21 protein-coding genes are annotated in these 23422 nt (G+C 68.5%); 10 read left to right on the top strand and 11 right to left on the bottom strand.

Annotated elements, in window-relative coordinates; genetic code table 11:
• Positions 1-25 precede the first annotated feature (25 nt).
• The 6 genes from ACIBQX_RS49065 to ACIBQX_RS49090 form a co-directional block, all read right to left on the bottom strand.
• A complete protein-coding gene (locus tag ACIBQX_RS49065; protein ID WP_397017428.1) occupies positions 26-253 on the bottom strand; it encodes a hypothetical protein in 228 nt (75 codons plus the stop codon).
• Positions 254-686: 433 nt separating this feature from the next.
• A complete protein-coding gene (locus tag ACIBQX_RS49070) occupies positions 687-1469 on the bottom strand; it encodes a hypothetical protein (RefSeq protein WP_397017430.1) in 783 nt (260 codons plus the stop codon).
• Positions 1470-1679: 210 nt separating this feature from the next.
• Positions 1680-2327, bottom strand: a complete 648-nt coding sequence (locus ACIBQX_RS49075; protein ID WP_397017432.1) for a Crp/Fnr family transcriptional regulator — start codon at positions 2325-2327, stop codon at positions 1680-1682.
• Between the two features lie 90 nt (positions 2328-2417).
• The gene (locus ACIBQX_RS49080) at positions 2418-2624 is read right to left on the bottom strand and encodes a hypothetical protein (protein ID WP_397017434.1); all 207 of its coding nucleotides are present in this window, start codon (positions 2622-2624) and stop codon (positions 2418-2420) included.
• Between the two features lie 875 nt (positions 2625-3499).
• Entirely contained in the window at positions 3500-3877 is a 378-nt protein-coding gene (locus ACIBQX_RS49085; RefSeq protein ID WP_397017436.1) for an STAS domain-containing protein, read from the bottom strand.
• Between the two features lie 64 nt (positions 3878-3941).
• Complete coding sequence (locus ACIBQX_RS49090; RefSeq protein ID WP_397017438.1) at positions 3942-4136, bottom strand: hypothetical protein; 195 nt, start codon at positions 4134-4136, stop codon at positions 3942-3944.
• Positions 4137-4660: 524 nt separating this feature from the next.
• Here ACIBQX_RS49090 and ACIBQX_RS49095 point away from each other — a divergent pair.
• From ACIBQX_RS49095 to ACIBQX_RS49115, 5 genes are all read left to right on the top strand, one after another.
• On the top strand, positions 4661-6007 hold the full coding sequence (locus ACIBQX_RS49095) for a hypothetical protein (protein WP_397017440.1): 1347 nt from the start codon (positions 4661-4663) through the stop codon (positions 6005-6007).
• Positions 6008-6116: 109 nt separating this feature from the next.
• Complete coding sequence (locus ACIBQX_RS49100; protein ID WP_397017442.1) at positions 6117-7247, top strand: type II toxin-antitoxin system Phd/YefM family antitoxin; 1131 nt, start codon at positions 6117-6119, stop codon at positions 7245-7247.
• Between the two features lie 534 nt (positions 7248-7781).
• A complete protein-coding gene (locus ACIBQX_RS49105) occupies positions 7782-8609 on the top strand; it encodes a hypothetical protein (RefSeq protein ID WP_397017444.1) in 828 nt (275 codons plus the stop codon).
• Positions 8610-8716: 107 nt separating this feature from the next.
• Entirely contained in the window at positions 8717-9706 is a 990-nt protein-coding gene (locus ACIBQX_RS49110; RefSeq protein WP_397017446.1) for a plasmid pRiA4b ORF-3 family protein, read from the top strand.
• 129 nt (positions 9707-9835) lie between these two features.
• Positions 9836-10030: a hypothetical protein gene (locus ACIBQX_RS49115; protein ID WP_397017448.1), complete on the top strand. Its 195-nt coding sequence runs from the start codon at positions 9836-9838 to the stop codon at positions 10028-10030.
• Between the two features lie 203 nt (positions 10031-10233).
• Here the strand turns inward: ACIBQX_RS49115 and ACIBQX_RS49120 are convergent, their stop codons facing one another.
• The 5 genes from ACIBQX_RS49120 to ACIBQX_RS49140 all read right to left on the bottom strand — a co-directional run bounded on the left by ACIBQX_RS49120 (position 10234) and on the right by ACIBQX_RS49140 (position 14433).
• Positions 10234-10434: a hypothetical protein gene (locus ACIBQX_RS49120; RefSeq protein WP_397017450.1), complete on the bottom strand. Its 201-nt coding sequence runs from the start codon at positions 10432-10434 to the stop codon at positions 10234-10236.
• A 599-nt stretch (positions 10435-11033) separates the two neighbouring features.
• Positions 11034-11393, bottom strand: a complete 360-nt coding sequence (locus tag ACIBQX_RS49125; RefSeq protein WP_397017452.1) for a hypothetical protein — start codon at positions 11391-11393, stop codon at positions 11034-11036.
• A 491-nt stretch (positions 11394-11884) separates the two neighbouring features.
• Positions 11885-12391: a hypothetical protein gene (locus ACIBQX_RS49130; RefSeq protein ID WP_397017454.1), complete on the bottom strand. Its 507-nt coding sequence runs from the start codon at positions 12389-12391 to the stop codon at positions 11885-11887.
• Positions 12392-13195: 804 nt separating this feature from the next.
• Positions 13196-13849 (bottom strand): recombinase family protein, encoded by a 654-nt coding sequence (locus ACIBQX_RS49135; protein WP_397017483.1) that lies wholly within the window; start codon positions 13847-13849, stop codon positions 13196-13198.
• 410 nt (positions 13850-14259) lie between these two features.
• Positions 14260-14433 (bottom strand): hypothetical protein, encoded by a 174-nt coding sequence (locus tag ACIBQX_RS49140; RefSeq protein WP_397017456.1) that lies wholly within the window; start codon positions 14431-14433, stop codon positions 14260-14262.
• Positions 14434-14708: 275 nt separating this feature from the next.
• Here ACIBQX_RS49140 and ACIBQX_RS49145 point away from each other — a divergent pair, with 275 nt between their 5' ends.
• The 5 genes from ACIBQX_RS49145 to ACIBQX_RS49165 all read left to right on the top strand — a co-directional run bounded on the left by ACIBQX_RS49145 (position 14709) and on the right by ACIBQX_RS49165 (position 23416).
• Positions 14709-16964, top strand: coding sequence for a hypothetical protein (locus ACIBQX_RS49145; protein WP_397017458.1), 2256 nt, complete (start codon positions 14709-14711; stop codon positions 16962-16964).
• 342 nt (positions 16965-17306) lie between these two features.
• Positions 17307-18995, top strand: a complete 1689-nt coding sequence (locus tag ACIBQX_RS49150; protein WP_397017459.1) for a Mu transposase C-terminal domain-containing protein — start codon at positions 17307-17309, stop codon at positions 18993-18995.
• Positions 18996-19015: 20 nt separating this feature from the next.
• Complete coding sequence (locus tag ACIBQX_RS49155) at positions 19016-19924, top strand: TniB family NTP-binding protein (protein ID WP_397017485.1); 909 nt, start codon at positions 19016-19018, stop codon at positions 19922-19924.
• Between the two features lie 11 nt (positions 19925-19935).
• The gene (locus ACIBQX_RS49160) at positions 19936-20955 is read left to right on the top strand and encodes a TniQ family protein (protein WP_397017461.1); all 1020 of its coding nucleotides are present in this window, start codon (positions 19936-19938) and stop codon (positions 20953-20955) included.
• Positions 20956-21286: 331 nt separating this feature from the next.
• On the top strand, positions 21287-23416 hold the full coding sequence (locus ACIBQX_RS49165) for an NACHT domain-containing protein (RefSeq protein ID WP_397017463.1): 2130 nt from the start codon (positions 21287-21289) through the stop codon (positions 23414-23416).
• The last annotated feature ends 6 nt before the right edge of the window (positions 23417-23422 follow it).

Below are 23422 nucleotides of genomic sequence, written 5' to 3' on the forward strand. Positions count from 1 at the left end.
TTTCGGGACGGCTCGCGAGGGGGGCCTACCGGTAGCGGCGCCCCAGGAAGACGAACACCAGCGCCATGACGGCGGTGATCACCGTGACGGGCAGCGAGTGCGTGGTGGCGTAGGCCGCCGGCACCCCGACCAACGCGGTGTTGGCCACCGCCGCCAGCTTCGCCGCGCCGTCCCCGCCCGGCGCCGCCGGCGGAGGCGACGGGACCTCGCCGGCGGGCCGGTCGGCAGACTGTTCAGCAGGCACGTCGGCCATAGCGGGCTCCCTTCAGAACCTGGTCACACCAGGTAGACAGTGAGCACCTCGCCTCTGTGCAAAGAGACATCCCCACCGCCGCCCTTCAATAGGTCCTTCACGCCGTCCCGGCGGCGAAAAAGTCACGCTCGGCGCCTTCACGGAATGTGCAACCGGGGGTGGGCAAGGCCTTGCCGTCCCAGGTCAGAGGTGGGCAACCCCAGAGGTGCACCTTGAAGAACCGTCCGCGAGGGCTACCTCTGCGACCGCGGCCGGTTCGCGAGTATCAGCCGCTGCTCGCAGTCGACGGCGTACGCCTCGATCAGCTCCTCGAGACCGGTCTCCCGGACGGCTTGTTGGCCCTCGGGGAGGAGTGGAACGATCAGTGGCGCCAGTGTGTACAGGAAACTGCACACTCGTTTGCGTCCGGCCGCGGCTATGGGAGCGGCGCAGGTCAGCGGCGCTCGAAGGGATTGATTCCCCAGGGGTCGTGGTGCGGCTCGCCGCGCTCGCGCAGTTCGATCTGGTAGGCCCGCCAGATGTCGGCCTCCGTGAGCGGTGCCGGGGCGCGGTTGCGCAGTGCTCCGGACCGGGCCCGTTCGCGGTACCTGCGGTTGAAGGCGGCATACGACAGGCCCGGCTCGGCCAGGCGGCGGCGCAGCTCAGCCCGCCGGTCGCCGGTGGTGGCGGCCTGGTCCAGGTCGGTCACCGCGCGGGCGCGGGCCAGCTCGTCGATGTCGTAGGCGATCCGGCGCAGCACCGCGGCCACGCGGGCCAGGTCCACCCCGACGTGGTAGGCGTCCTCGTCATCGGCCGGGCGCAGGTTCACCACCGGGGGGAACCCGTCGCCGGCGAGCCGGTCGACCCATTCGGCGCACTCCAGCACCCAACGCACCTCATCGACCAAGCGGTCGGCGATGCTGTTGCGGCCGTCCAGCTCCTCATCGTCGCTGCCGGCGGGATCCTCCGGAGCCGGCCACCCGGCCTGACGCAGCTGCGCCAGCGCCGCCTCCAGCTCCGGCAACGGTGCGGCCGCCGTGGCGATCTGCTGAATGCGCGAGGGTGAACGCCCCGCCTCGACCGCCACCGCCCGCACCGGCAGGCCCTCGGCACGGGCCGAGGCGATGGCCCACTCGTGCTCGATCTCAGCCTGGCGCAACCGCCACGCCGCCCGGCGCACCCGGCGCCGCAGCCGCCGCTCCCGCCGTACCTTCGCCCGTAGCTCGTCACGATCCACGCTAAGGATCATGTCACCGGCCGCCACACGGCGTGCAGTTTTCTGCACGCGATGGCGCCACTGATCGTTCCATTCCTCCCCGAGGGTCGGCCGATGGCGTCAGCCTTACCAACGGGCCGTCACCCGGTCAGAGGATCGCCATCTGCGCTAACGCCATCGCGTGTACCTGATGTCAGCAGTACTACTGACACCCCGACACGGCCGGGTGCCCTATGTGTGCAGGGGTAGGTCTGGGCCGTCCCAGAGTTGGGCCACTTGACGAAGCAGGACCGGATCCTTGATCACGATCCGGCGATAGCCGACCTCGATCAGGTCATGGGTGCGCAGGTATCTCATGGCTCGCTGGACATGGGTGCTTGACACACCGATGAGGCTGCCGACTTCCGTCTGGGAGAGTCCGTCGATTTGGTCAGGCGGAAAGCCGTGGCGGCCGGCGAGGTCGAGCAGTACTCGTGCGAGTCGGGCGTTCGTGTCAACGGCTGCCGTGTCCCGGCGTCGCCGGTTGGCCCATTGCTGGCGTTCCCTTGTGTCTTGGATGAGAACGGCTGCTAGCCCTGTCGAGTCTGAGTGCAGGATTGAGGAGAATTCGAGCGCGGAGATGCCGTATCCCCTGGCGTCCTGGCTGAGGATGATGGTTTCCGACGCGTAGCTGTTGGCCATCACATCCTGATAGCCGATCAGATCTCCGGGCCCGTGGAGGTCCAGAAGTACGAATAGGCCGGTTTCATCGTTAATGCCGCTTTTGGCCCCTCCGGACAGGATCACGAACACAAGGGGGGAGCGCATCCCCTCGCGGATGAGGACGGTGCCGGCTGGCTGTTTGAAGGGCCTTGCGACGCGGCGAATGTCGGTGATCACGTCGGGAGACAGCCTGCTCCAGACCCCCGACGGCTGGTCTGGGGTCCGGAGTGAGGGCTGGGTCCTATTCACCGGCTCTCAGGGTGATCGCTAGAGGCCGGGGGCGGAGTAGATGGCGTAGACGAGCGTGGGTAGGACCACGAGCAGGGAGGCGACAGCCGCGAGGGTGCCGACGATTAGCTTGGTGTTTGGGCTCTTTGCGCGAGTCAGGACCCGGAGGATGTAGCTGACCAAGAGAAAAAAGGCCAGAGTCACGATGACTCCGGCGATGACGGCCACGACGAACTTGTCGGGCATGTGTGCGGCTCCTTCACGGTCTTGGCTGGGATGTGGGACTTTCGTCATCCCCGCAGCCGGTTCCGTGAGCCCCGAAGGCGAGTAGAAACAAGGGTGGAAGCCTTACCCGCCTCTCGCGGCCGTCGCGAGTTGAGGTGACCGTAGCTCGTCACCCTGCGCGAGGGAAGGCCCAATTGTCGGGGCGCGCCAAAGAGGCGACTCCGGTCGGGCTTCCACCTCCGGCCAGATCGCCTCTGGCAACGGCGCCCACATCCCAGCCAGAGACTGGTGCCGTCTAGGAACCTCATGATGCGGTGCTGCCGCACGGCGGATTGCCTCAGATGGGGGAATCAGCAGGAGAAGTTTTGGATTTCTTCTCGAAGTGGTCGACAACACACGCGCACTCGTCAGCTGATTGCCTCAGATGGGGGAATCAGCAGGAGAAGTTTCGGGTTGTGACCTGCCTGAACGTTCTACTTTGTGCCTGGTGACACGAACCCGAGCTCCGGGCCGAGAAGATCAGCACCCGGATCAAGGTGCGGCCGGAGTTCGCCAAGGCGATGGAGTACGCCCGCACCATCAAGCAAGCCGTCCCGCACCAGCGTGTGATCTTCACGGTGCACGAGATGAAGCGCCTGGGCCGGGGCGCGGCAGAGCTGCTTGCCATCGGGCGGCTTCGGACAGCATGTCTTTGGCCTGCGCGGACGCGATGAGGCTGCTTCAAACCTGATAGGGGGTCCCTGCGGTGACCCCTTGGGGCAGAGGAGTATCTGCGTTACACCGCCCAGCGCCCGGGCCTGGACCCCGAGGTGGCCCAGCTCCTGCAGTCCGTCCTGCAGGAGTGGGACAGCTCTGCCGCTGGAATGCGTGCATAAGCCGCTTCCGGTGGTGATTGATCACGCCGGATGGTCCCGAGACCGCTGGCTGGCGCGCAGCGCGGCGAGGATGGCCTGTTCCACGCTGTGATGCACGGTCAGGATGGGCCTGGCTCCGGTGTTGGTCAGCAGGCGGGCGGGGGATTCCTGCAGGGCGGCCAGGTGCAGGTCACCCCCGTGCCGGCGGGTCAGAGCCCGGACGTTGAGCAGCACTCGCAGGCCTGAGTGGCCTAGGAGTGGTACTTCGCTCAGGTCGAGCACCACGTGGTCGCCCGGCCGCCGGCGCGAGCGGCTGATGAAGGTGTCCAACCGGTCGGCGTTGGCGGCCTCCAGGTCTCCGGCCATCGAGATCACGGTGACGCCGGGCATGTGCTGGCAGGCGAACGTCAACGGGGTCATCGCGGCTCTCCGGTAGCGGGCGATTCTTCCGGCAGGACGGGGACAGGTGAGCGCGGTCATGGGCTCAGTCCTGCGTGCGCGCCAGGAAGGTCATGACGGCCAGGGCGAGGCCGACGAACCCGGCGAAGCCGCCCGCCCCGGCCAGGACGGCCAGCGGTACGGGGGTGCCGCCCAGCCAGGCGAGGCCGCCGCCGGAGAAGGCGACGAAGAGACCGGCGGTGACGATCACGGCCACCCAGAGTCCCCGGATGCTGTTCATACGTTCCTCACGTCGTTGTGGAGGGGGTCGAAGTCGTGGAGCGCACCAGGCCTGCCTGCCCTGACCCGGGCAGCGGCGCCGGGGCGTGTCCGTGCCCCCGGGGTGCGCTCCCTCCATGCCTAGTGCCTGGCCAGCACGCCGCTGAGCAGACAGATCGCAATCACGTCGATCCGGAACGAAGGCGTGCCATCGCGCGGGTTTCTCAGGGCTCTGGTCGGGCGCTCCCGGTGCTCGGGCCCGTGCCCTGATGCTGTTCTGTGGCTTCCGCCGTGCGCCGTGCCGCCGTGTCGTGGCGTTCCGGATCGTCCCGCGAGGCCGTTCCGGAACGTCCCGCGCGAGACGTTCCGGAACGATCCGGGCCGGTGAAATCCTGCGCAAGAGACCGTTCCGGATGACGGGGAGCAGGCCCTGTCGTACCGGCTCGTTCCGGATGGGGCTGACGGGGTGATGTGGGTCTCAGTGCCGTGGCGAGTGCGAGAGACTTTTGCTTTCTGTTTACTTCAAGGTGCACTCTGTGATTGGCGGTGACCGCCACGATGACTGGCCGTGTGGTCGACGCTCCCCTGGAGCGGCTCTATGAAGAACTGCGGCGGCTGCGCCGTAAAGCGGGTGATGTCTCCTATGGGTACATCGCCCGGAAGAACACGCGTGGCCTGAGCAAGACCACCGTGGCGGCCATCTTCACCGGCCAGGGCCGTGTGGGGCCGCCGCGCTGGGAGAACATCGCCTGCGTCTTCGATGTCCTGCACGCCAAGCTGGACAGCACCGGTGTGGAAACCGATGGCCTCGGCACCAAGCAGGCTCTGTATCAGCTCCACCAGCAGGCCGTCGACGCCCCGGAGAGCGAGGCGTTGGCTGGGGCGCCGCAGGCGGCTTCGACGGGCCTGCCGTCCGCCGCAGCGGTCAGCATCCCGGCGCCGGCGCCGGCGATGGAACTGGACACGTTGCTCGAGCCGGATGGCATCGCGGATGGGGCCAAGCCCTGGCCCGCAGCGGAGGACCTCCCCGCCGCGCCGGCATCGAGCCCGGCTCGTAACGAGGCCGGGGGCGGTGGGCTGTCCGTCCCCGTGTTGCCGGACCTTGCCCCTGACGGGCCTCAGGCGTCGTGTCCTGAGGTTCGTCACATGGAGGAAGACGCTCAGCCGGTGGAGAAGGAGGCCACCTTCGCCGTCTGGGGTGGCCCGCTGCGTGGGCAGGCCACGGTGGATCGGATGCGCAACTGGTTCGGCCCGTGCGGTCTTCAGCTGCTGCGCGATGCCGACAACGGCCACGCCCTGGCGGCCTTCCGGCTCGGCGTTCTGCTCATCAACAGGGATGCCCCGCAAGAGGGCTGCCTGTTCCTGCAGCGCGCCGTCGACGGGAACACCAAGCTCAGGCTCACCCTGCCCGATCTCGTTGTGCGCGATCGACTGTGCGGTGCCATCGTCACCGACATTTGCCGTCACGTCGCCGATGCCTACCTCACCAGCGGTATGCCGGTTATGGCGGAGCGGTGGAACACCTATATCGACACCATCAACACCAGGTTCCCGCTCGCAGCCCTGCTGTATCGCCGCACCCAGCCCTTCGGCCGCCACGCCCGCGATGTCAGCCACGATCTGGTTCACCTCGAAACCAGCGAGATGAACCAGATCAGCACCATCTACTGGCCCAAGCGTGCGGTCGGCGCCCCGCCGAAGACGGCCCTCGCCGGCGCGGTGGTCGCCGCGCCGTGTCCTTCGGCCGCCCCTGCGCAGGCCAGCCACTGGAAGCCCCTGTGGGGTCATGTCTTCGGCGATCACGAGGATGCCTTCTGGAAAGAGATCACCACTCGCGGTGTCAAGACCGAGCCCCCCGCTCGGCGCCGGCGAGCTGACGCCGAGCTGAGATGACCGCCGAGCCGAACGGCACACACCGGAACAATCTGATCTATCTGGCCCACTGCCGTCACTGACCAGAAGCCTGGCGGCACAGGGGGCGCATTGTGTACACCTATGCCTCATGGCTCACAGTGACACTGACCCGGCCGCCGCGAACGCGGCCGCACCGGCGACCGGTACCTCGACCGAGGCGGCGGCCGGGCCGGCGGGGCGGGAACTGGGCATCCGTGAGGCGCGCGGGCAGCTCGGCGAGTTGGCTGACCGCGCCCGCTACCTGGATGAGATCACCTACCTGACCAAGCACCGCACCCGCATCGCCGCGGTGGTGCCCGCCGAGGCCGCGCGCTCACGCGGCCAACTGCAGGGCACCGTCGAGCAGTCGGCCGCCGAGGCGGAGCGGACGCGGCGCGACTATGAACGGCTGCACCGGGCGGCCGATGCAGTGCTGAACGCGGACGAAGTGCTGTGGGTGCGCGCCTACCTGCGGTTGTGGGACCTGCTGCAGCAGATGGATGGCGCTTTCGAGGCCGCGCTCGAGGACGCCCTGGCCGCCGAGCGCGACCGTGCCGACCCCGCCGAGGGCGCTGACGATGAGGAGAGGTGGGCGAGTGACGATGCCGTCTACTACGGCGACCCCTACCTGGGCGAGCTGCGCCGTCTGCGCCAGGAGGAGCGGGCTCGCCTCGACTTCGCCCGGCAGATAGACCAGGAGGTGGAATCGCACGTTGAGGCCGACGTCCGCTACCCCGGCCGCGGTGAGGTGCTGGACTGGCACGCCTGGGCCTCGCGCATCGACAAACTGGCCCACACCATCGCCGCCGCCCGCGCCGCGGGCGCCGACCGGCCCCAGGTGTTCGGGGCGCGCACTCGGCTGCGTGACGCCCTGGCCGAGGCCTGCGCCATGCTGGAGGACCTGGAGGTCACCGCTCCGGCTCAGCCGCCCGCCGACGTCACCGATTATCTGGCCCGCGAGATCTGGACTGACGCCGCCAAGGTGCCGGCCGGGCCGCTGATCGTCACGATCGCCGCCTTCGTCCGGGGCTCGCACTTGCCCGCCGAGGCGGTGCGCCGTGCCCTCGGCGAGCTGCGTACGGCAGGCAAGATTTCGTGCTACCGCTACTTCCGCGGGCAGCAGACCGAGATCGACCCCACCCGGCTGATTCCCGAGGCCCAGTTCCACCTGGTTCTGCACGGCCAGCTCGACGGGCTGGACCTCAGCCACATCCGACCGGCCGTCATCGTCGACCTGTAGCAGGACCCGCGCGATGCCTCCGGCACCGGACGCGGCACGTAGGGGAAAGCTTCCCCCGAGCCGAGGTCGTCGGCCGTGCCATCGGGGGTCTCAGTAGCAACGGAGCAGAATCCAACGGTGTTGCTGCTGACCTGTAAGTTCCGGCGCTAAATGGCCGAGGTTTCGGCGCTATCTGGCCGACGGGGCACGGGGGCCGAAAGTGCGGATCTGCAAGCGGGGTGGCGTTGACCTGCGATGACGCTGATTCCGTCACGGGACAGAGCCTGGCTTCTGTCTGGTCAGCCTGTCGAGCCCGGCCAGATAGCGCTGAAGATCCTGGCCGGATTGCTCCGAAGGTCACACAGCGACGAGCCACCCTTCTAGGTCTAGACGTGTCAGCGGGAATCCGATCAAGGAGGATGACTGAGGCCACGTTCGGACAGGTCATAGACGAGGTTGAGGACTTCGCGAAGGTTGATGCTGCGGTGCCACTGACCGAGAACACTTTCGTCATTGCCGCCTGACAACAAGGGCGGGCGCGCTTACCGTCAGGGCATGGCCCGTAAGCGCCCCAATCCCAAGAAGGACAAGTCGGCGCGGCGGCGCCGGTCACAGGTGCCTGGAGGGCTACGACGAGCCCACCTCAATCAGCAGGCCGTCTTCAAGGTGATGATGGGCGCCTCGCCTGAGGCGCTTCCGCTGGTGGCGCTGGCGGGCGTGTGGCTGTGGAATGTGGCAGAGGACGGTGCCGCCGCGGCGCACTGCGTGGACGGCTGCCTGACCCTGCGGTACGCGCTGGCCCAGTACGGGATCGACTCGCGCGTGGAAGCAGTCGGCCTGCAGCTCCAAGGGAACGGCACCCACACCCGTTACGGCGACGTTGAATCCGGCCCCCGCTACAACGCTGACGGCAGCTTCAACGGACACACCGTCCTGGTGGTCCCGCCCGCAGGCCGCTTCGTCGATCCGACCCTGCAGCAGTACGCCGAGGTCCCCCACACCGAGAAGGCGATGCTGCCGGTGCTGTGCCCGCTCCCCACCCCCAACGGCCTTGGCGACGAGCCCATCGGGGTCGACCGAGGCGATCACCTGGTGATATATCTGCCCGCCCCTCTACAGCAGCGACAGGCATGGCAGCTCCCCGCCCACACCATCCGAGCTGAGGAGTACCGGCAAGCGGCGCAGAACCTCGCGGCCAACGTGTTCGCCATGATGCGACTGCCCATGCTCCGGGAAAAGGTCGAGGGCGGGCCCTATCCCCGGCTGCGGACCCTGCTGGCCGCGCTGGAAGGAACAGAGCCGGTTGCCGACCCGCGTGGTTTCCGGTTCAAAGACCCGGCAACCGGTAGAGAGATCTGGCTGGCCGACGTGCCTGACCAGTGAGCTGATCGAAAACAGGGCTTTGCGCTCCCGCTCGACTGCCCCCTCATCGCGGGTGGGTTCCTGCGACCAGTTAGTTCGGTGGTGATCACGTCGATACGGTGACCGCCGTGGGCACTGCGAGCACCGTTCACCAGATCAAGGTCACCCTGCGCGAGGTTCACCCGCCGGTGTGGCGGCGCGTTCAGCTGCCGTCGACCGCGACCCTGGACCAGCTGCATGAGGTGATCCAGGTCGCGATGAGCTGGCAGCAGCACCACCTGCATCTGTTCGGCAAGGGCGATGCCGAGTACGGCGACAACGCCCGCGACGAGACGAAGGTGACGCTGGCCGCACTGATCCCGCGCGTCGGGGACTGGCTGGGCTATCGCTACGACTTCGGCGACATGTGGGATCACGACCTGGTGGTGGAGAAGGTCCACCGGCCGGGGGCGAAGGCCGTCTACCCGCGCTGCAGCGCCGGCGGCCGCGCCTGCCCGCCGGAGGACAGCGGCGGGCCGGAGGGGTACTTCGAGCACATGCGGGCGCTTCGGCATCGCAAGGGCTGGAAGTACCGGGTGGCCAAGGAGATTCTCGGCAGCACGCGGTGGGATCCGGCCAAGTGGGACCGCGGCGAGGTCAACGCCGGCCTGGCGAGGTTGGCGAAGCTGTGGGCCAAGCAGGCCGCCCTGGCGGCGAAGGCGGCGGCCGCCGACCGGGCCGCCCCTGAGACGGCCACGAAGCCCGTCACGAAGCCCGTCACGAAGGCCTCCACGAAGACGACGAAGAAGGCGGCGAAGGCGACGGCCGCGACCGCGCCCCGGTCCGCTGGCGCGGTGCCCGCTCACGAAAAAGGGCCGTCCCAGAAACGGTGGTTTCCGGGACGGCTAGGCATCAACGACCAGCCGTTCTACACGGCCAGACTGGCAGGAGGCGGGTTGTTCTGCTGGAACCGCTTGATGCTGATGGCTCGCCAGGCCCCGACCCACTGGTCCGGGTCGGCCTCGCAAGCGGTGACGATCGCACGGACGGCGCGCAAGGGCGGCATCCGGGCGAACTTGGCGTTGAGCGTGTCGTGCACGGTGGTGTACGCGACTCCGCTGCGACGGTGGTCGTCGTAGCCGCTGTGGCGGCAGATCTCGGGGATGCTCACACCAGCCCATACGCGCAGCAGGCTCAGCTGGTAGCGATACTCTTGCGGCGTTTTGGCCTGCCATGGATCCGGCGGAGCGGGCCCCTGCTGCGCAGCCGTGACCGTGGCCTGGCGTGCGCTGGTCTGGCTCTTGGCCGGCGCTGCCCGCCCTGGGCGGCGTGGCGTGGCGTCGCCGGCCTGGTCGGTGGCGGCGTGGGCGAGCCTCCACAAGGTCGGCCACGGCTCCTGGCCGGGCAGGCCGCCGCAGGCGATGACGAAGTGGGTGACCACCTCCCAGGACGGGCAGCGGTAGCCAGCGGCGGCGTCGGCGAGCACCGAGCGCGAGAAGGTTCCACGCTCGGCGAGCTGGGCGTAGGTGGGGATGGGATGGCCCGTGAGCTCCCGCAGGCGGCGGAGCTCACGGGCCAGGTCCGCGATCGGTCCATCCCAGGTGATCGGCTTTTCAGGCCGTGCCATGTCGGACGATCCCTGTACGGCGGGGACGCGTTCGGTAGGTCAGCGGCCGTACTGGGCGAGGTCGCCGACCGTCGCGGCCAGTGCAGCCAGCACCACGCCCAGCGCGAGCGCCGGGTCGCTGCCCAGAGCGGTCAGGACGACGACGAAGGCCAGCACCAGCACCCAGACGACGATGCGGGCCGCCGGCCGGGACGGCTGGCAGGCGAGGGGACGGTGGGGCAGGGCGAGCATGAGCGACATGGGGCCTTCTCCAAAGCGTGATGGTCCGGACGAGCAGGTTGGGGTGCGACATCGCGCCCGTGATGCCTCGCGGTTTGCCCTCCGCCGAGGCGAGCATGAACGTCGCTGGATTCATCATTACCGCATGCGGCGTAGACCGGGTACGCGCCCGTACGCGAGGCGGCGCCCGGACAATCCCGTTGCCGAAGGCCGGGTGGGTCGACACGATGCAGCCAGGTCAGCCCGGGGCGTGAGCCACGGCGGGCCCGGTGTAGCGGCTATCGGAGTGGTCCGGGGAACATCGGCTGCAGACGGTCTGGTCCGGCTGCGAGGTTGGACAACTGACGCACAGTGCATCATGGAACCCACAGCCGTTGGTCTAGACCCCGCGGCGAGGTCGGCCCAGGTCGGCCGCCCCAAGGCGTCAGTTCGTTGGTCCGGACGAGCGCTCAGGGAGACACAGAACGGCCTTCCCGATTTGCCCCGGGAAGGCCGTTGTCTTCTCACCAGGCCCGGACAATCGCGCCGGACAACTCGCCCTCGAACGCTGGTAGCCGGGGGCGCCGGTTGGAGGGAACAGGTGCCACGGAAGAGGTGCTGACGAGTGTCCCGAATGCGGGTCACAGCACGGCAGGGCCGGGCTGGGCGGTGTAGCAGCGAGGACAGATGACCACCCTGGCGCTGCCCGGGACCTTCCAGTGATAACGGCACAGACGTGTGCGTCGACAGCGGGTGAGCGTGTCGTTCGGCAGCAACTCGCCCACTTGAAGCGGGCCGGCGCGGCCGCAGGAGGGACAGGTCCATTCCGGCGGCGTCTGATCCCCGTCGACCAGGCGCCCGTCGATGGTGGTGAATCGCACCAAGACTCGCAGTGGGGCTTCGTGTTCGCTGGCCGTGGTGCCGCAGGTCGCGCAGCGCACATAGCGAGGATCGCCGGACAGGTGCCGGTTGAGCGCGATCGAGATCAGCATGCGGATCATAGGGCGGTCCCTGACCTTTCTGAAGGGAAACACCGCGGCGCTTGGATCGTCCGTCCGCCCCTCCGTCGTGACAAGCGCCGGCCGTTATCGCAGATAGTGAGTCACTATCTGCGACAGCGTGGTGCCGTCCTGAGGGAACACCCCGCCGCAGCACCGGCCACTCCCGCTGCTTATCTGCGATAGCCCTGTACGGCGGTCAATGACGGCGTCGGTCGGGGCCCTCTCTGTCAGACTGCTGTGATACATGGGACACATGAGCGCCCCGGTGGCTGATCAGGGGCATCCAGATAATCCTGTGGTAGTGGGCTCTCCTCCACGGCGATGCCGGAACCACCGGCCCCGTTTAGCGGAGTACTCGCCGCGGCGAGCCTTTCAGGAAGGCGGCGCGCTCACGCTGCGACGCCTGCCGGACTTACCACGCCGAGGCTGCCGAGCGCTGCCCGGAGCGGCATGTTCCTCCACGCGTACGAAAACAGTCGTGCGTGGGACAGCTAGTCCGGCGCCACGAGACCGTGCAACTCCAGGGAGCCACTGTGGCCAGCTCTTATGAGCTTGCTGAGCCCGTCCGGAATGACACGGTAGGCATTGCGCGTCCGGTGCTGCTCGTCGAACGACGTATGGGCGACAGGTCTTCGCTGCAAGTCAAGCAGTTCGTAGTCGACCAGCTCGCGCAAGCCTTTGCTGCGGATCTCGTCGCTGAGGTCATAGAGTTCGCGGCCGATGCGAGGGGAGATCCAGATGGTCTCTCCAACGCGCCCACGTTCTTCGTGGAGAGCGACAAGATACATCGCGACAGCTGCTCCCGATAGTTCACTCACCCAGCCCTCGGTCCAGAACTCACGGTTGAGTTGTACATAGAAGTGCCGTTGGCGATCTTTGGCTGAGCGTCTCGGTGCGGGTTTGGCCAGTGGGCCTGGTTGGTAATAGCGCTGACCCGATCCGGCATCGTCGAGGAGATGCACCTGGGTGGCCTCGCCGGGGCGGCGATCTAGCGCCAAGAAGCCCTCTTCCTCCAGCCAGCGGAGCGCTGTTTGGACACGTCGAACGCCAGCTCCTTCGGTTCCGGGGAGTCCCACCAAGGCGGCGAGTTGTTGAGCCGGGTAGGCGAAAACGGGACGCTCCCTACCACGCGCCAGCCACAGCAGGGAGAGGTAGAGCTTGAGTCGAGCGACTCCTCCGCGGCCGCCGCTGCCGCGGAGGATACGTGCCATCGGAGGGGGCGGTGCTGCTGCGTCGGGTCGAGCGATGAAGGAGTAGCGGATCGCAGCACTCGTGGCGCCGGCTTGGACGGCAGCCTGCTTGGCGATATGTCGCTGGAAATCGTCCTGGCTAAATCTCCGGCTTCTTTGCATGCCTGCATTCCGAAATCTTCGAGAGGGGGTGAGTGATATGTCTCTAAGTGATACAGTCCTCTGTGGCTTATCTTACCTACTAGGACAAGGCTAACGGTAGGGGTTACCTCCTTCTAACTTCAATTGATCAGAATATGGGAGAGGGTCATGCGGCTCCAATCGGCCACTGGATGTGAGATATCGTCGAACCCATGCTATGGTGTCATCCAAGGTCGAAGGAACGAGGCGGATGAGATGCGAGGCAAGCCAGCCTGAGCTCTCGCGTTTACGCTCTGGACACCCCAGCGGCAGGAGTCGACCGCGGGCCCCAAGGTCAGAAGGTTCACTACCTTCGGGGGTTCCGTACACGTCTTGATCTAGGCGCAAGCCAAGCTGTCCGTGAGAAAGGCCCCGGGTGCCCGGGGCCTTTCTTCGTCTCGTCCCCTCCTACAGCGTCTGGTTGCTACTCCCTCACCCGGGACTGGTGATCCTGGTGCGCAGCTCGCGCAGGTCGGGGATGTGGTTGTACAGCGTCCCCGCGCTGACGCCCAGCAGCTTGGCGATCGAGGTGATCGAGTTCTCCGGGTTGGGCAGCATGTCGCGGGCGGCGCGCAGCAGCTCGGGGGTGATGACGGTGGGGCGGCCGCCGGTGCGGCCGCGGGCCTTGGCGGCGGCCAGGCCGTCGCGGGTGCCGGCCACGATGAGCTCGCGGATGAATTCTGCGAGCGCAGCGAAGACGTGGAAGATGAGCCGGCCGCCCGGCGTGGTGGTGTCGAGGTTCTCATGCAGCGAGGTGAAACCGATCTCACGCTTACGGAGTTCGCCGACCATCGTGATGAGGTCGGCCAGCGAGCGGCCGTAGCGATCCAGGGACGGCACGACCAGCGTGTCGCCTTCGGTCAGGAACGCATGGCAGGCGGCGAGCTCGGGCCGCTCGGCGGTCTTGCCGGACCTCTTGTCGGCGAACACCTTCCGGCACCCCGCCGCCTTGAGCGCGTCCAGTTGGCGCTCGAGGTTCTGGCCGGCGGTGGAGACGCGGGCGTAGCCGATGCGGATCTCGCTGCGGTAGGCGGGGAAAGCGGCCAGCGGGTCGGCGGGCGGCTGCAGGGCGTCGGTCACGCCCATCATTCTCTCAACAAACGGTGTTTCGAGGTTGTTGAACCGCCGGGGTTGTTGAACGAGTTTTTGAAGGCGTTCGAGGCCTTCTAGCGGCTGGTCGGACGGGTCTTCAAAAAACGATCGTTAAATGAAGGCTTCGAACTCTGTGGGAAGCCGTCTCACCGTGGGTCTGCCGCCAGCCCATTCCGCCTTCAGGCCGAACGAACGCATAGGTCACAAGTTCCGCAAGAACCTGTCCATGACACAGATCATCGAGGCAGCCCACGCCAGCAGGAGCGCGGTCGCCGTGGAGAACTGGGCCGGTCTACATTCACCCGCCGAGGGACCATTAGGCATCCGATCGTCGGGGAACGTGTGGGTATCCAGACGAGGTGCGGGAGCTGGGTGACCGATCTCCCGCCCCCTCGCCCCTTGGACTACTTCGGGTTGCCCTGGCCTGGGTTGGCGTCGTGTCCGTGGTCATCCTGTTCCCGCACGCTGGTCTTGCGGTCGGTGCGGTTGCGGTGGATGCCGGCGGCGAAGGTTAGGGCGGCGCCGGTCAGGTTGAGCGCGCTGGCGGCAAGCGGCATCCACTCGATGATGTGGTGCATATTCGGCTTCCTGTCGGTGGTCGTGGGGCGGCCGGCCGGCACGCGGTTGATTACTGGACGCAGCAGACCAGGCACCGGCGGGGTACGGCAGCGGATGCGGATTAAGCCGGAGGAAGCCTGGCAAGTGAGTGGCGTGGGAGAGGGTGAGGCGGCAGGCTAAACGGTGATGTCATCTGACCGGCCGGTGGTGGGGTCCGAGGGGTTCGCCGCCGTCCGAGGTCGTGGCCGGACAGGCGCGGCGGGCCGGTCGACCAATCTGAAAGAGCCGCATCGCGATGTCTCACCACATTTACGACGGCGACGGCGATCACGATGTCGTCTCGGATCCCGACCCGACAGGGGTGCATACGCCTGGCGAGCTGGCTCACGCGCTGGACGTACTGCGTAGGGCGCGTAGGCTGTCCTATTCCGATCTGGAGAAGGCGGCGCGGCCAGATCGGATGCCCGCCAGCACGATGAGCGACCTGCTTAAGAAAGGCCGACCGTCGGTGGAGACGCTGGAGGTGTTCCTACGCGCCTGCGGTGTTCCCCGCGAGCGGCACCGGAGGTGGCTAGCGGCGCGGGAGCGGGCGCTGTCGACCGATCTGCCCCGGGCGGCGGGGGCGATCCGGGTGGAACAGGCATCGCCGCGGCTGCTAGGGGTGCACAAGCCCATCGCGGTCCCCGGCGCTTCTGAGGAGATGCCGGTGTATGTGCCTCGCGATACCGACATCGCCGAAGACGGGATTCGTGACCTGCTGGCTAAGGCGATGGCCAAGGGCGGGGTAGTGGTACTAGTCGGTGAATCGTCCTCGGGCAAGACTCGGTGCGCGTTTGAGGCGGTGCGAGCGCTGATGCCTGCCTGGTGGCTGGTGCATCCGGCCGGGCCCGCGCAACTGGCCGAGTTGGCGGTCGATCCGCCGACTCGGGTGGTGGTGTGGCTGGATGAGCTGCAGACCTACTTCGACGGCGAGCGCGGTCTCACCCCGGCAGTTCTGCGCACGATGGTGAGTGCCGGGGCAGTGCTCGTGGGTACGTTGTGGCCGGAGCGCTACGCCGCTTACATCCGTCTACCCGAACGCGGTAAGCCGGATTTATGCCAAGAAAAGCGGGAAGTGCTCAAGGCGGCCGAGGTGGCTCACATCGCCCCGGTGTTGAGCGCTGCCGAGCGGGAACGCGCTCGGCAGGCTGCGAAAGCCGATACCCGGATCGCGGTGGCGCTGAAATCGGCCGACTACGGAATGACCCAGGTCATGGCCGCCGCACCGCAACTGGTCGATCGCTGGCACACCGCCGACCCCTACGCTCGCGCCGTGCTGGCCGCAGCCGTGGACGCCGCCCGGCTCGGCGTCCGGGCACCGCTGACCGCGGAGATGCTGCGCGCTGCTGCGCCCGGCTACTGCGACGCTCGGCAGCGGGCGGCCGCCCCGGCCAACTGGTTCGAGGCCGCGCTGGCCTACACCACCGAGCAGGTGCATGGCGCCGCCGCCGCGCTGGCGCCGGTCGCCGAACAAATGGGACAACTCCCAGCTGGGTATGTACTGGCGGACTACTTGCTGCAGTACGCCGGACGGCAACGCCGCACGGCCAAGATCCCCGCCACCACTTGGCAAGCCCTGGTCGACCACGTCACCGACCACGCCGACCAGGCACGCTTGGGCCACAGCGCAATATCCCGGCTGCTGTACCGCTACGCCGAACCCCTCCTCAGCAATGCCGCCGATGCCGGCCATGAGGACGCTACCTACTGGCTGGCTTTGCTGTTAGCCAGCCAGAGGCGGGTAGAGGAGTTGCGCGTGCGGGCCGATGCTAGCGACGGGGCCGCCGCCGAACGGTTGGCCGAGCTGCTGGCGGTGCAGGGGCGAATAGAAGAGGCATTGACGCTGTGGCGTACATCAGCCGATGTCGGCAACAAGTTCGCAGCCCAACAGCTGGCTTCGCTGTTGGCTAGTCAGGGGAACGTGCAGGAGTTGCGTGCGCGAGCCGATGCTGGCGACGGGGCCGCCGTCATCTCGGTGGTTGGTTTGCTGGCTGCGCAAGGGCATTTGGAAGAGGCTCTGGCTCTGGCGCATGCCCGAGCCGCCGCTGGCGACGAAGATGCGGTTGAGCTGCTGGCCGGTTTGCTGGCCGAGCTATTGGTCGTTCGGGGGCGGGTGGAGGAGTTGCGTGCGCGGGCCGATGCTGGCGACGGGGCCGCCATTTGCCGACTGGCCGAACTACTGGCCAGCCAGGGGCGGACGGAGGAGGCACTCGCTCCGCTGCGTGTGCGAGCTGATGCTGGCGATCGGAGCATTGCCGTCCGGCTGGCCAAGCTGTTGGCCGAGCAGGGGCGGGTGGAGGAACTGTGTGCGCGGGCCGATGCCGGCGACAGGGCCGCCGCCAATCGGTTAGCTGAAGTGTTGGCCGAGGAGGGGCGGGTGGAGGAGTTGCGTGCGCGGGTCGATGCCGGCGACGGGTTCGCTGCCGAGCGGCTGGCCAATGCGCTTGAACGGTGGGGCCGAGTGGAGGAGGCCGAGCAGGTGCGCAGGTTCGGGCTGTCCGCTGAGGAGTAGAAGGTGGAGCGTCCGCCGCCGATAAGGGCACCCATCTCGCAAGGGCTAGCCACCCGTCGAAACCTAAGCGCTCCGATTCAGCTGAGAGAGGCCGTCCCGAGACGGTCGTTTAAGGGACGGTTCCGCGACGCCGGAGCCGTCTCCGCGGATTCCCAGTTCGGACGATTACGCGATTCTCGGCGATCGTCCCGAAACCCGTTGTCACTTTTCGAAGTCGTGTGCACGGCTGTCCTGGGGCTTCGGGGTCTGTGCAGAGGACTGCGAACGTCCGGTGCGTCCATAGTCTTGTGCGCTACCGTGCGTTTTGTTCCGTACTCGTGTGCGCGACGGTGAGGTCCCGGCATGGACAGCGGGCGGGCGCAGGTTGTCGAGCGGGGCGTGCTGACAGCCCCGGATGAGACGTGGGACGTAGCGGTACGCCGGGCCGAGGTGATCGGCCGACTGGCCGCCGAGCCGGGGGTGGGATTGGCGGCCGCGGACGCGGCGGCGGCCGAGCTGGGCCTTTCGCGGCGCCAGGTGTACGTGCTGCTGGGGCGGTGGCGTGCGGGTGAGGGCGTCGTCTCAGATCTGCTTCCCCGGCGCTCCAGCGGCGGCCGGAGACTCGGCCGGGTGCCGGCGGCGGTCGAGTCGATGATGGCCGAGGTGATCCGTTCGCGGTATCTGGACCGGCAGCGGCGCTCGGTGGCGGCGGTCTACCGGGAGGTCGTACGCCGGTGCCGGGTCGGCGGGCTCCCGGTGCCGGCCCGCAGCACGCTGGCGCGGCGGATCGAGGCGCTGGATCCGGTGGCGGCCGCCACGGCGCGGGAGGGTGTCGAGGGCGCGCGCCGGCTGCGGTCGGCGGGCGGCGACCCGCCGACCATCGAGGGCCTGCTGCAGCAGGTGCAGATCGACCACACGCCGGTCGATGTGGAGGTGGTCGATGAGCGGCATCGGCTGCCGATCGGCCGCCCGTACGTCACCGCGGCGATCGATGTGGCCAGCCGGTGCGTGGTCGGCCTGGTGGTGACCCTGGAGGCACCGTCGGCGCTGTCGGTGGGGCTGTGCCTGGCGCACACCGTGTGCGACAAGCGGCCGTGGCTGGAGCGGCTCGGCCTGCAGGCGGTGGTCTGGCCGATGAGCGGCAAACCGCACGAGATCCACGTCGATAACGCCGTGGAATTCCACAGTGAGGCGCTGCGCCGGGGCTGCGTGCAGCACGGCGTCACGCTGGCGTACCGGCCCAAGGGCATGCCGCACTTCGGCGGCGTCATCGAGCGGCTGATCGGCACGATGATGCAGATGGTGCACGAACTGCCCGGCACCACCTTCTCCAGCGTGGCCGAGCGTGGCAGCTACGACAGTCAGGGCACGGCGGTGCTGACCGTCGCCGAGCTGAACCGGTGGCTGGCCCTGGCGGTGGCCGCCTACCACGGCCAGGTGCACGCCACGCTGGGCCAGACACCCGCCGGGCGGTGGGCCGAGGGCGTCGCGGCCGGCGGCCGCCCCTCGACGGTGACCGGTGAGACCGCGTTCCTCATCGACTTCCTGCCGGTGATCCGGCGGACGCTGAGGCGGACCGGTTTCACCATCGACCACGTGCAGTACTACAGCGACGCGCTCAAGCCGTGGATCGCCCGCCGGGATCGGCTGGAAAAGTTCGTCCTGCGCCGCGACCCGCGGGACCTGTCCCGGATCTGGGTGCTGGACCCCGACGGGCACGCCTACCTGCCGGTGCCGTACCGGATGCTGTCGCGCCCGCCGATCAGCGTGTGGGAACAGCGCGCCGCGATCGCCCGGCTGCGCCGGGAGGGCCGCGCCCAGGTCGATGAGAACGCCCTGTTCGCCATGGTGGAGCAGATGCGGCAGATCACCGAGAACGCGGCGGCCACGACCCGCCGGGCCCGCCGCGATGCCGAGCGCCGATTGGCGACCCCCGCGCCGCGACCAGATGCGCCGGCGCCCCCGCCGCCACCCTCGCTGCCGGCCGAGGAGGGCGCGGAGGGCGCGGACGATGAGCCCGTGCAGCCGTTCGAGGTGATCGAGCAGTGGTGACCAGTCGGCCAGGCATCGAGCTGGAGCCGGGCCCGGAAGAGGACCTGTCGCACCTGCATGACAGCGTCCGGCCGGTGGCCAGGCTGCCCGCCGCCGAGCGGCTGGCCCGGGTCCGGGCGGATCGGTGGATCGGCTACACCCGCGCCACCCAGGCACTAGACCAGTTGCACACGCTGCTGGACTGGCCGGCCAAGCAGCGGATGCCGAACCTGCTGGTGATTGGGCCGACCAACAACGGCAAGTCGATGATCGTGGAGAAGTTCCGGCGCTCGCACCCGCCGATCTCGCACCCGGAAACGGAGGAGATCCCGGTGCTGGTCGTGCAGATGCCCTCCGATCCGCACGTGGCCCGCTTCTACACCGCGCTGCTGAGCGCGCTTGGCGCGCCGCTGCGGCCCCGGCAGCGGCTGGCCGAGCTGGAGCATCTCGCGGTGCGGCTGCTGCGGCAGGCCGGCGTGCGGATGCTGGTGATCGACGAACTGCACAACGTGCTGGCCGGGCGTGACGGGGTGCGTCGCGAGTTCCTCAATCTGCTGCGCTTCCTGGGCAACGAGCTGAAGATCCCGCTGGTTGGCGTCGGTACCCGGGACGCCTACCTGGTGATCCGCTCTGATGACCAGTTGGAGAACCGCTTCGCTCCGTTCGTGCTGCCGCGCTGGGAGGCCGGCCGGGAGGCGAGCATGCTGCTGGCCAGCTTCGCCGCCGCCTTCCCGCTGCGCCGCCCCTCCTACCTGGCCACCGCGGAGATGACCGACTATCTGCTGGCCCGCAGCGAGGGCACCATTGGAGAGTTGGCCGCGCTGCTCACCGAGGCCGCCGTCGCGGCGATCGAGTCCGGCGAGGAGGCCATCACGCAGCGCACCCTGCTGCTGGCCGGCTACGCCGGGCCGACCGAGCGGCGCCGCAAGTTCGAACGCGAGCTGCTGTGAGGAGCGCGGGCGTGCCGGACGGGGCGCGCCGCTGGCCCGTGCACCCCGAGCCCGCTCCCGGCGAGGCGCTCACCTCCTGGCTCGGCCGTCTGGCCGGGCTGTACCGCCTGTCGGTCGAACAGCTGCTGACCCATAACCTCGGTCCGGCGTCAGCGCAGTTCGACGTCGTACGCCCACGCGACGCAGCCCTGGACTACCAGGTGCCCGCTTTTGACGTCGTACGCCCACGCGACGCAGACCTGGACTACCAGGCGCCCGCTGCCGTCTTACGCGCGCTCACCGCGCGGACCGGCATCGCGGTAGGCCGACTGCGCCGGATGACGATCTCCGGGTGTGTGCCGTGGCTGGCCGACACCCTGGATCCCGCAGACGGCCCGAAGGCATTCTCTGCTTATGTCCGGCAGGACTCGGTACTACTGCCGCCGGGCCGGGCCGGATATCACGTCGTCAACCACTGGGTGCCCTGGCTGCCAGCGCGCAGCCGCCCATGGCGGACGGCACGCCGGGTCTGCCCCACCTGCCCGGCCGACCGCGGCATCCTCCTGCTCGCCGCGCTCCCCCTCATGATCAGCTGCGCGGAACACGGATGCCGCCTGGAACGAGTCCACGAGGTTCGCCGGGCCCACCGCTACGGCGAGCCCCTGACCCCCCGCCCGGTCCCCGACGCCGTCGCCGCGCTGGACCGGCTCACCTTCGAAGGCATCGCCACCGAGAGCGTCACACTACCCTCGCGCACGGTGCACGTCGGGGAATGGCTACGCCTGCTGCGTACGCTGCTGGACGAGGTCAGCATGGTCGCCTCCCGGGCCGGCCCCGGCTCGGCCGCCATGCTGCACCAAATCTGGGACACTGCGGACTTGCCGTTCCGGGCTGGTCTGATCCTCTGGCGGCCGTACGAGCGGCTGAGCCCGGCACGTCAGGAAGCGATGCTGCACGCGGCGGCCACCGCAGTGCAGTTGGCCGCGGACGGGAGGATCATTCCCGGTGGCGCGCTCGGCGCGGCGCTGCAGCCCGCTTCCCATCGGCGGTAGGGGAATACGCCCCGGCTTAGCCGATGAGGTTCACAGCGCGGCGGAACGTCGCGGCGGCGGCTTCCAGGTCCGCGAGGACCTTGCGCCAGCACACACGGGTCGTCGAGCGGGATCTGCGGCAGCGTCACGGCGTGCTCCTCAGAGCACGTTGCTGAACTCTGACGGGTCGATGACGTCGATCCCCAGGAACAGCACGTCGGCCGCTCCCGGCACGGGGTTGAACAGATACGGTCGCGCTCTGCAACGAGAAGGTGGACACCTACTTCGACGGCGAGATCACAGCTTGCTCGCTCCGTAGCCCACAAGCCCGACCGGCGGCAGAATGGGGCTCGTGCGCAAAGCGGTTGCGGTAGTGGCGCTGGCGAGCCTTCTGGCGGTGCCGACTGTGGCCTGGACCTTCGTCGATCTCGGCGCGAAGATGCATCTCGGCGACCTCGGCGCGCTGCTGTTCGCCGGGGTCCCGATTGGCCTGCTCCTGATCTCGTACCTCCGCGGGAAGACCGCGCAGCAACCCGCGCTGGACGACGACGGATTGCGCATCGCGGCGGAGTTGCTGGCCAGGCAGGTGGGCGAGCAGTGGCTCGCCGAGGTCAGGATGTGGTCGCTGCACAACCCCGACCCCATCGCGATCTCCTGGGAGCTCACCAAGGATAAAAGGCTCGTGCAGCCGGGACGGCGCTACGCCTTCGGCGGCGACAGCGCCGCCATCGAGAAGATGGCCGAACGGTTCCGCAGGCTCGACCGACGCAGGCTGGTGATCATCGGGGAGCCCGGGACGGGCAAGACGACGCTGGCCGTACAACTGCTGCTGCTGTTGGCCAGGACACGCAAGGACGACGAGGCCGTACCGGTCCTGCTGCCGCTCGCCGACTGGGATCCTGCCGAGCACCCGCAGTTGCAGGATTGGCTGGCCGCTCGGGTGGCACGTGACTACCCGGCGCTGAACGCCGCCCACGGCCCGGCCGCCGCCGCGCAACTGGCCGCGGCCGGGCTGATCCTACCTGTCCTGGACGGCATGGACGAGCTACCCAAGCAGGCCCGCCCAGCCGTACTCACAGCGCTGAACGCCTGGCTCACCGACCGCGACGAACTCATTTTGACCAGCAGAACCACGGAGTTCGCCGGAGCGCGGCGCACCATCAACGCCGGGACCGTCATCACCTCCACGCCGCTGGTGCCCGGAGTAGCCGCCGCCTACCTGGAGCGCTGCGTGCCCCCCGGCGGTGAGTGGGAGGCGGTACTGCGCGCGCTGCGGACGGGCTCCGCGCCCGCGCTGGCGTGCGTGGTGTCCACCGCGCAAGGACTGTGGATGGTCAAGACCGTGTACGCGGAGACGGGCGCGGACCCGAGACCCCTGCTCACCACGTACGCGCGCAGCCCAGCCAAGCTGCGCGGCCACCTCCTCGACCACGTCGTGGAGGCGCTGGTCGCCACCAGGAGGCCGGGCCGTTCCCCCGGACCGTTCCGGCCGCGCAGGCAGTGGACCGCAGACCAGGTTCGCGCCCGGCTGGAGTACCTGGCCCGCCTGCTGTCCGAGCACGACACCCGCGAGCTGGCCTGGTGGCGGATCGCCGGATACTTGGCCAAGCCGCACCCGCCTCCCACCGTCGGCGTCGTCATGCTCCTGCTGGGCAATTTCGTGGTGGGGTCCATGGGCCGCTCCAGGGTCAGGCTCGCGGCCGAGCTGACGGGCCCGCTGCCGATCCTGATCTACGTCGTCAACCTACTGATTGGCCTGGTCCTCACCGCCACGATCGCTATCATCACCGTGGACCTGGTCAGAGGCGGCCGCTGGAAGGGCTCGCCACTCGTGTGGGCCAAGCTGGTCGCGGAGGAACCAGGCACCGTCGCCCTCGGCCTGCGCGGCCGGATCCGCCCGTTACTGCGGCTGCTGGCCTTCTGGGGCCTGACGGGAGGCGTCGTGGGGACCGTAGGGGTTCCGATCGTCAGCGCCTCGGGGCAGTGGGACCTGTCGCTCTTCCGCACGATTGTCGGCGCGGTGGCCGGACTGGTGGTGGGCCTGCTGCTGGGCTTCGTACGCTGGGCCTCACGGCCCGCGCCGACGGCGGCCGCCCTGTCGCCGCCGTCCACCTGGCGCGGCGACCGCACACTGACCCTCATGCATGTGGTCGTGTATGTGCTGCTACCCGGACTGGTGATCTGCGCAGCGTACTGGGCGCAGGGCGGCATGGCGGCAGGGCTCAGCGCCGGTCTGGTGCTGGGGCTGGGCGGCGGGCTCGGGTTTTGGCTGGGGTACGGCGAGCACCACGCCTGGCTGGCGTACAAGATCATCGCTTTACGGCACCGGCGCCTGCCGTACCGCTTGATGGGTTTCCTCGACGACGCCCACCGGATGGGGCTTCTGCGGGCTGTTGGCCCGCACTACCAGTTCAGGCACGCCGAGCTGCACGATCACCTCGCCCGCTCCTCCACGGGGAGGCGTGACAGCCGAGGAGTTTGACCAGAA

Source organism: Nonomuraea sp. NPDC049714, from assembly GCF_044465295.1.
In the GTDB taxonomy this organism is placed as follows: Bacteria; Actinomycetota; Actinomycetes; order Streptosporangiales; family Streptosporangiaceae; genus Nonomuraea.

Coding starts and splice junctions, on each gene's coding strand:
- ACIBQX_RS49085 (WP_397017436.1), bottom strand. CDS start 3,877: ATGACCCCGTTGACGTTCGCCTGCCAGCACATGCCCGGCGTCACCGTG.
- ACIBQX_RS49105 (WP_397017444.1), top strand. CDS start 7,782: ATGGCCCGTAAGCGCCCCAATCCCAAGAAGGACAAGTCGGCGCGGCGG.
- ACIBQX_RS49145 (WP_397017458.1), top strand. CDS start 14,709: ATGTCTCACCACATTTACGACGGCGACGGCGATCACGATGTCGTCTCG.
- ACIBQX_RS49065 (WP_397017428.1), bottom strand. CDS start 253: ATGGCCGACGTGCCTGCTGAACAGTCTGCCGACCGGCCCGCCGGCGAG.
- ACIBQX_RS49080 (WP_397017434.1), bottom strand. CDS start 2,624: ATGCCCGACAAGTTCGTCGTGGCCGTCATCGCCGGAGTCATCGTGACT.
- ACIBQX_RS49150 (WP_397017459.1), top strand. CDS start 17,307: ATGGACAGCGGGCGGGCGCAGGTTGTCGAGCGGGGCGTGCTGACAGCC.
- ACIBQX_RS49090 (WP_397017438.1), bottom strand. CDS start 4,136: ATGAACAGCATCCGGGGACTCTGGGTGGCCGTGATCGTCACCGCCGGT.
- ACIBQX_RS49140 (WP_397017456.1), bottom strand. CDS start 14,433: ATGCACCACATCATCGAGTGGATGCCGCTTGCCGCCAGCGCGCTCAAC.
- ACIBQX_RS49125 (WP_397017452.1), bottom strand. CDS start 11,393: ATGATCCGCATGCTGATCTCGATCGCGCTCAACCGGCACCTGTCCGGC.
- ACIBQX_RS49120 (WP_397017450.1), bottom strand. CDS start 10,434: ATGTCGCTCATGCTCGCCCTGCCCCACCGTCCCCTCGCCTGCCAGCCG.
- ACIBQX_RS49135 (WP_397017483.1), bottom strand. CDS start 13,849: ATGGGCGTGACCGACGCCCTGCAGCCGCCCGCCGACCCGCTGGCCGCT.
- ACIBQX_RS49100 (WP_397017442.1), top strand. CDS start 6,117: ATGGCTCACAGTGACACTGACCCGGCCGCCGCGAACGCGGCCGCACCG.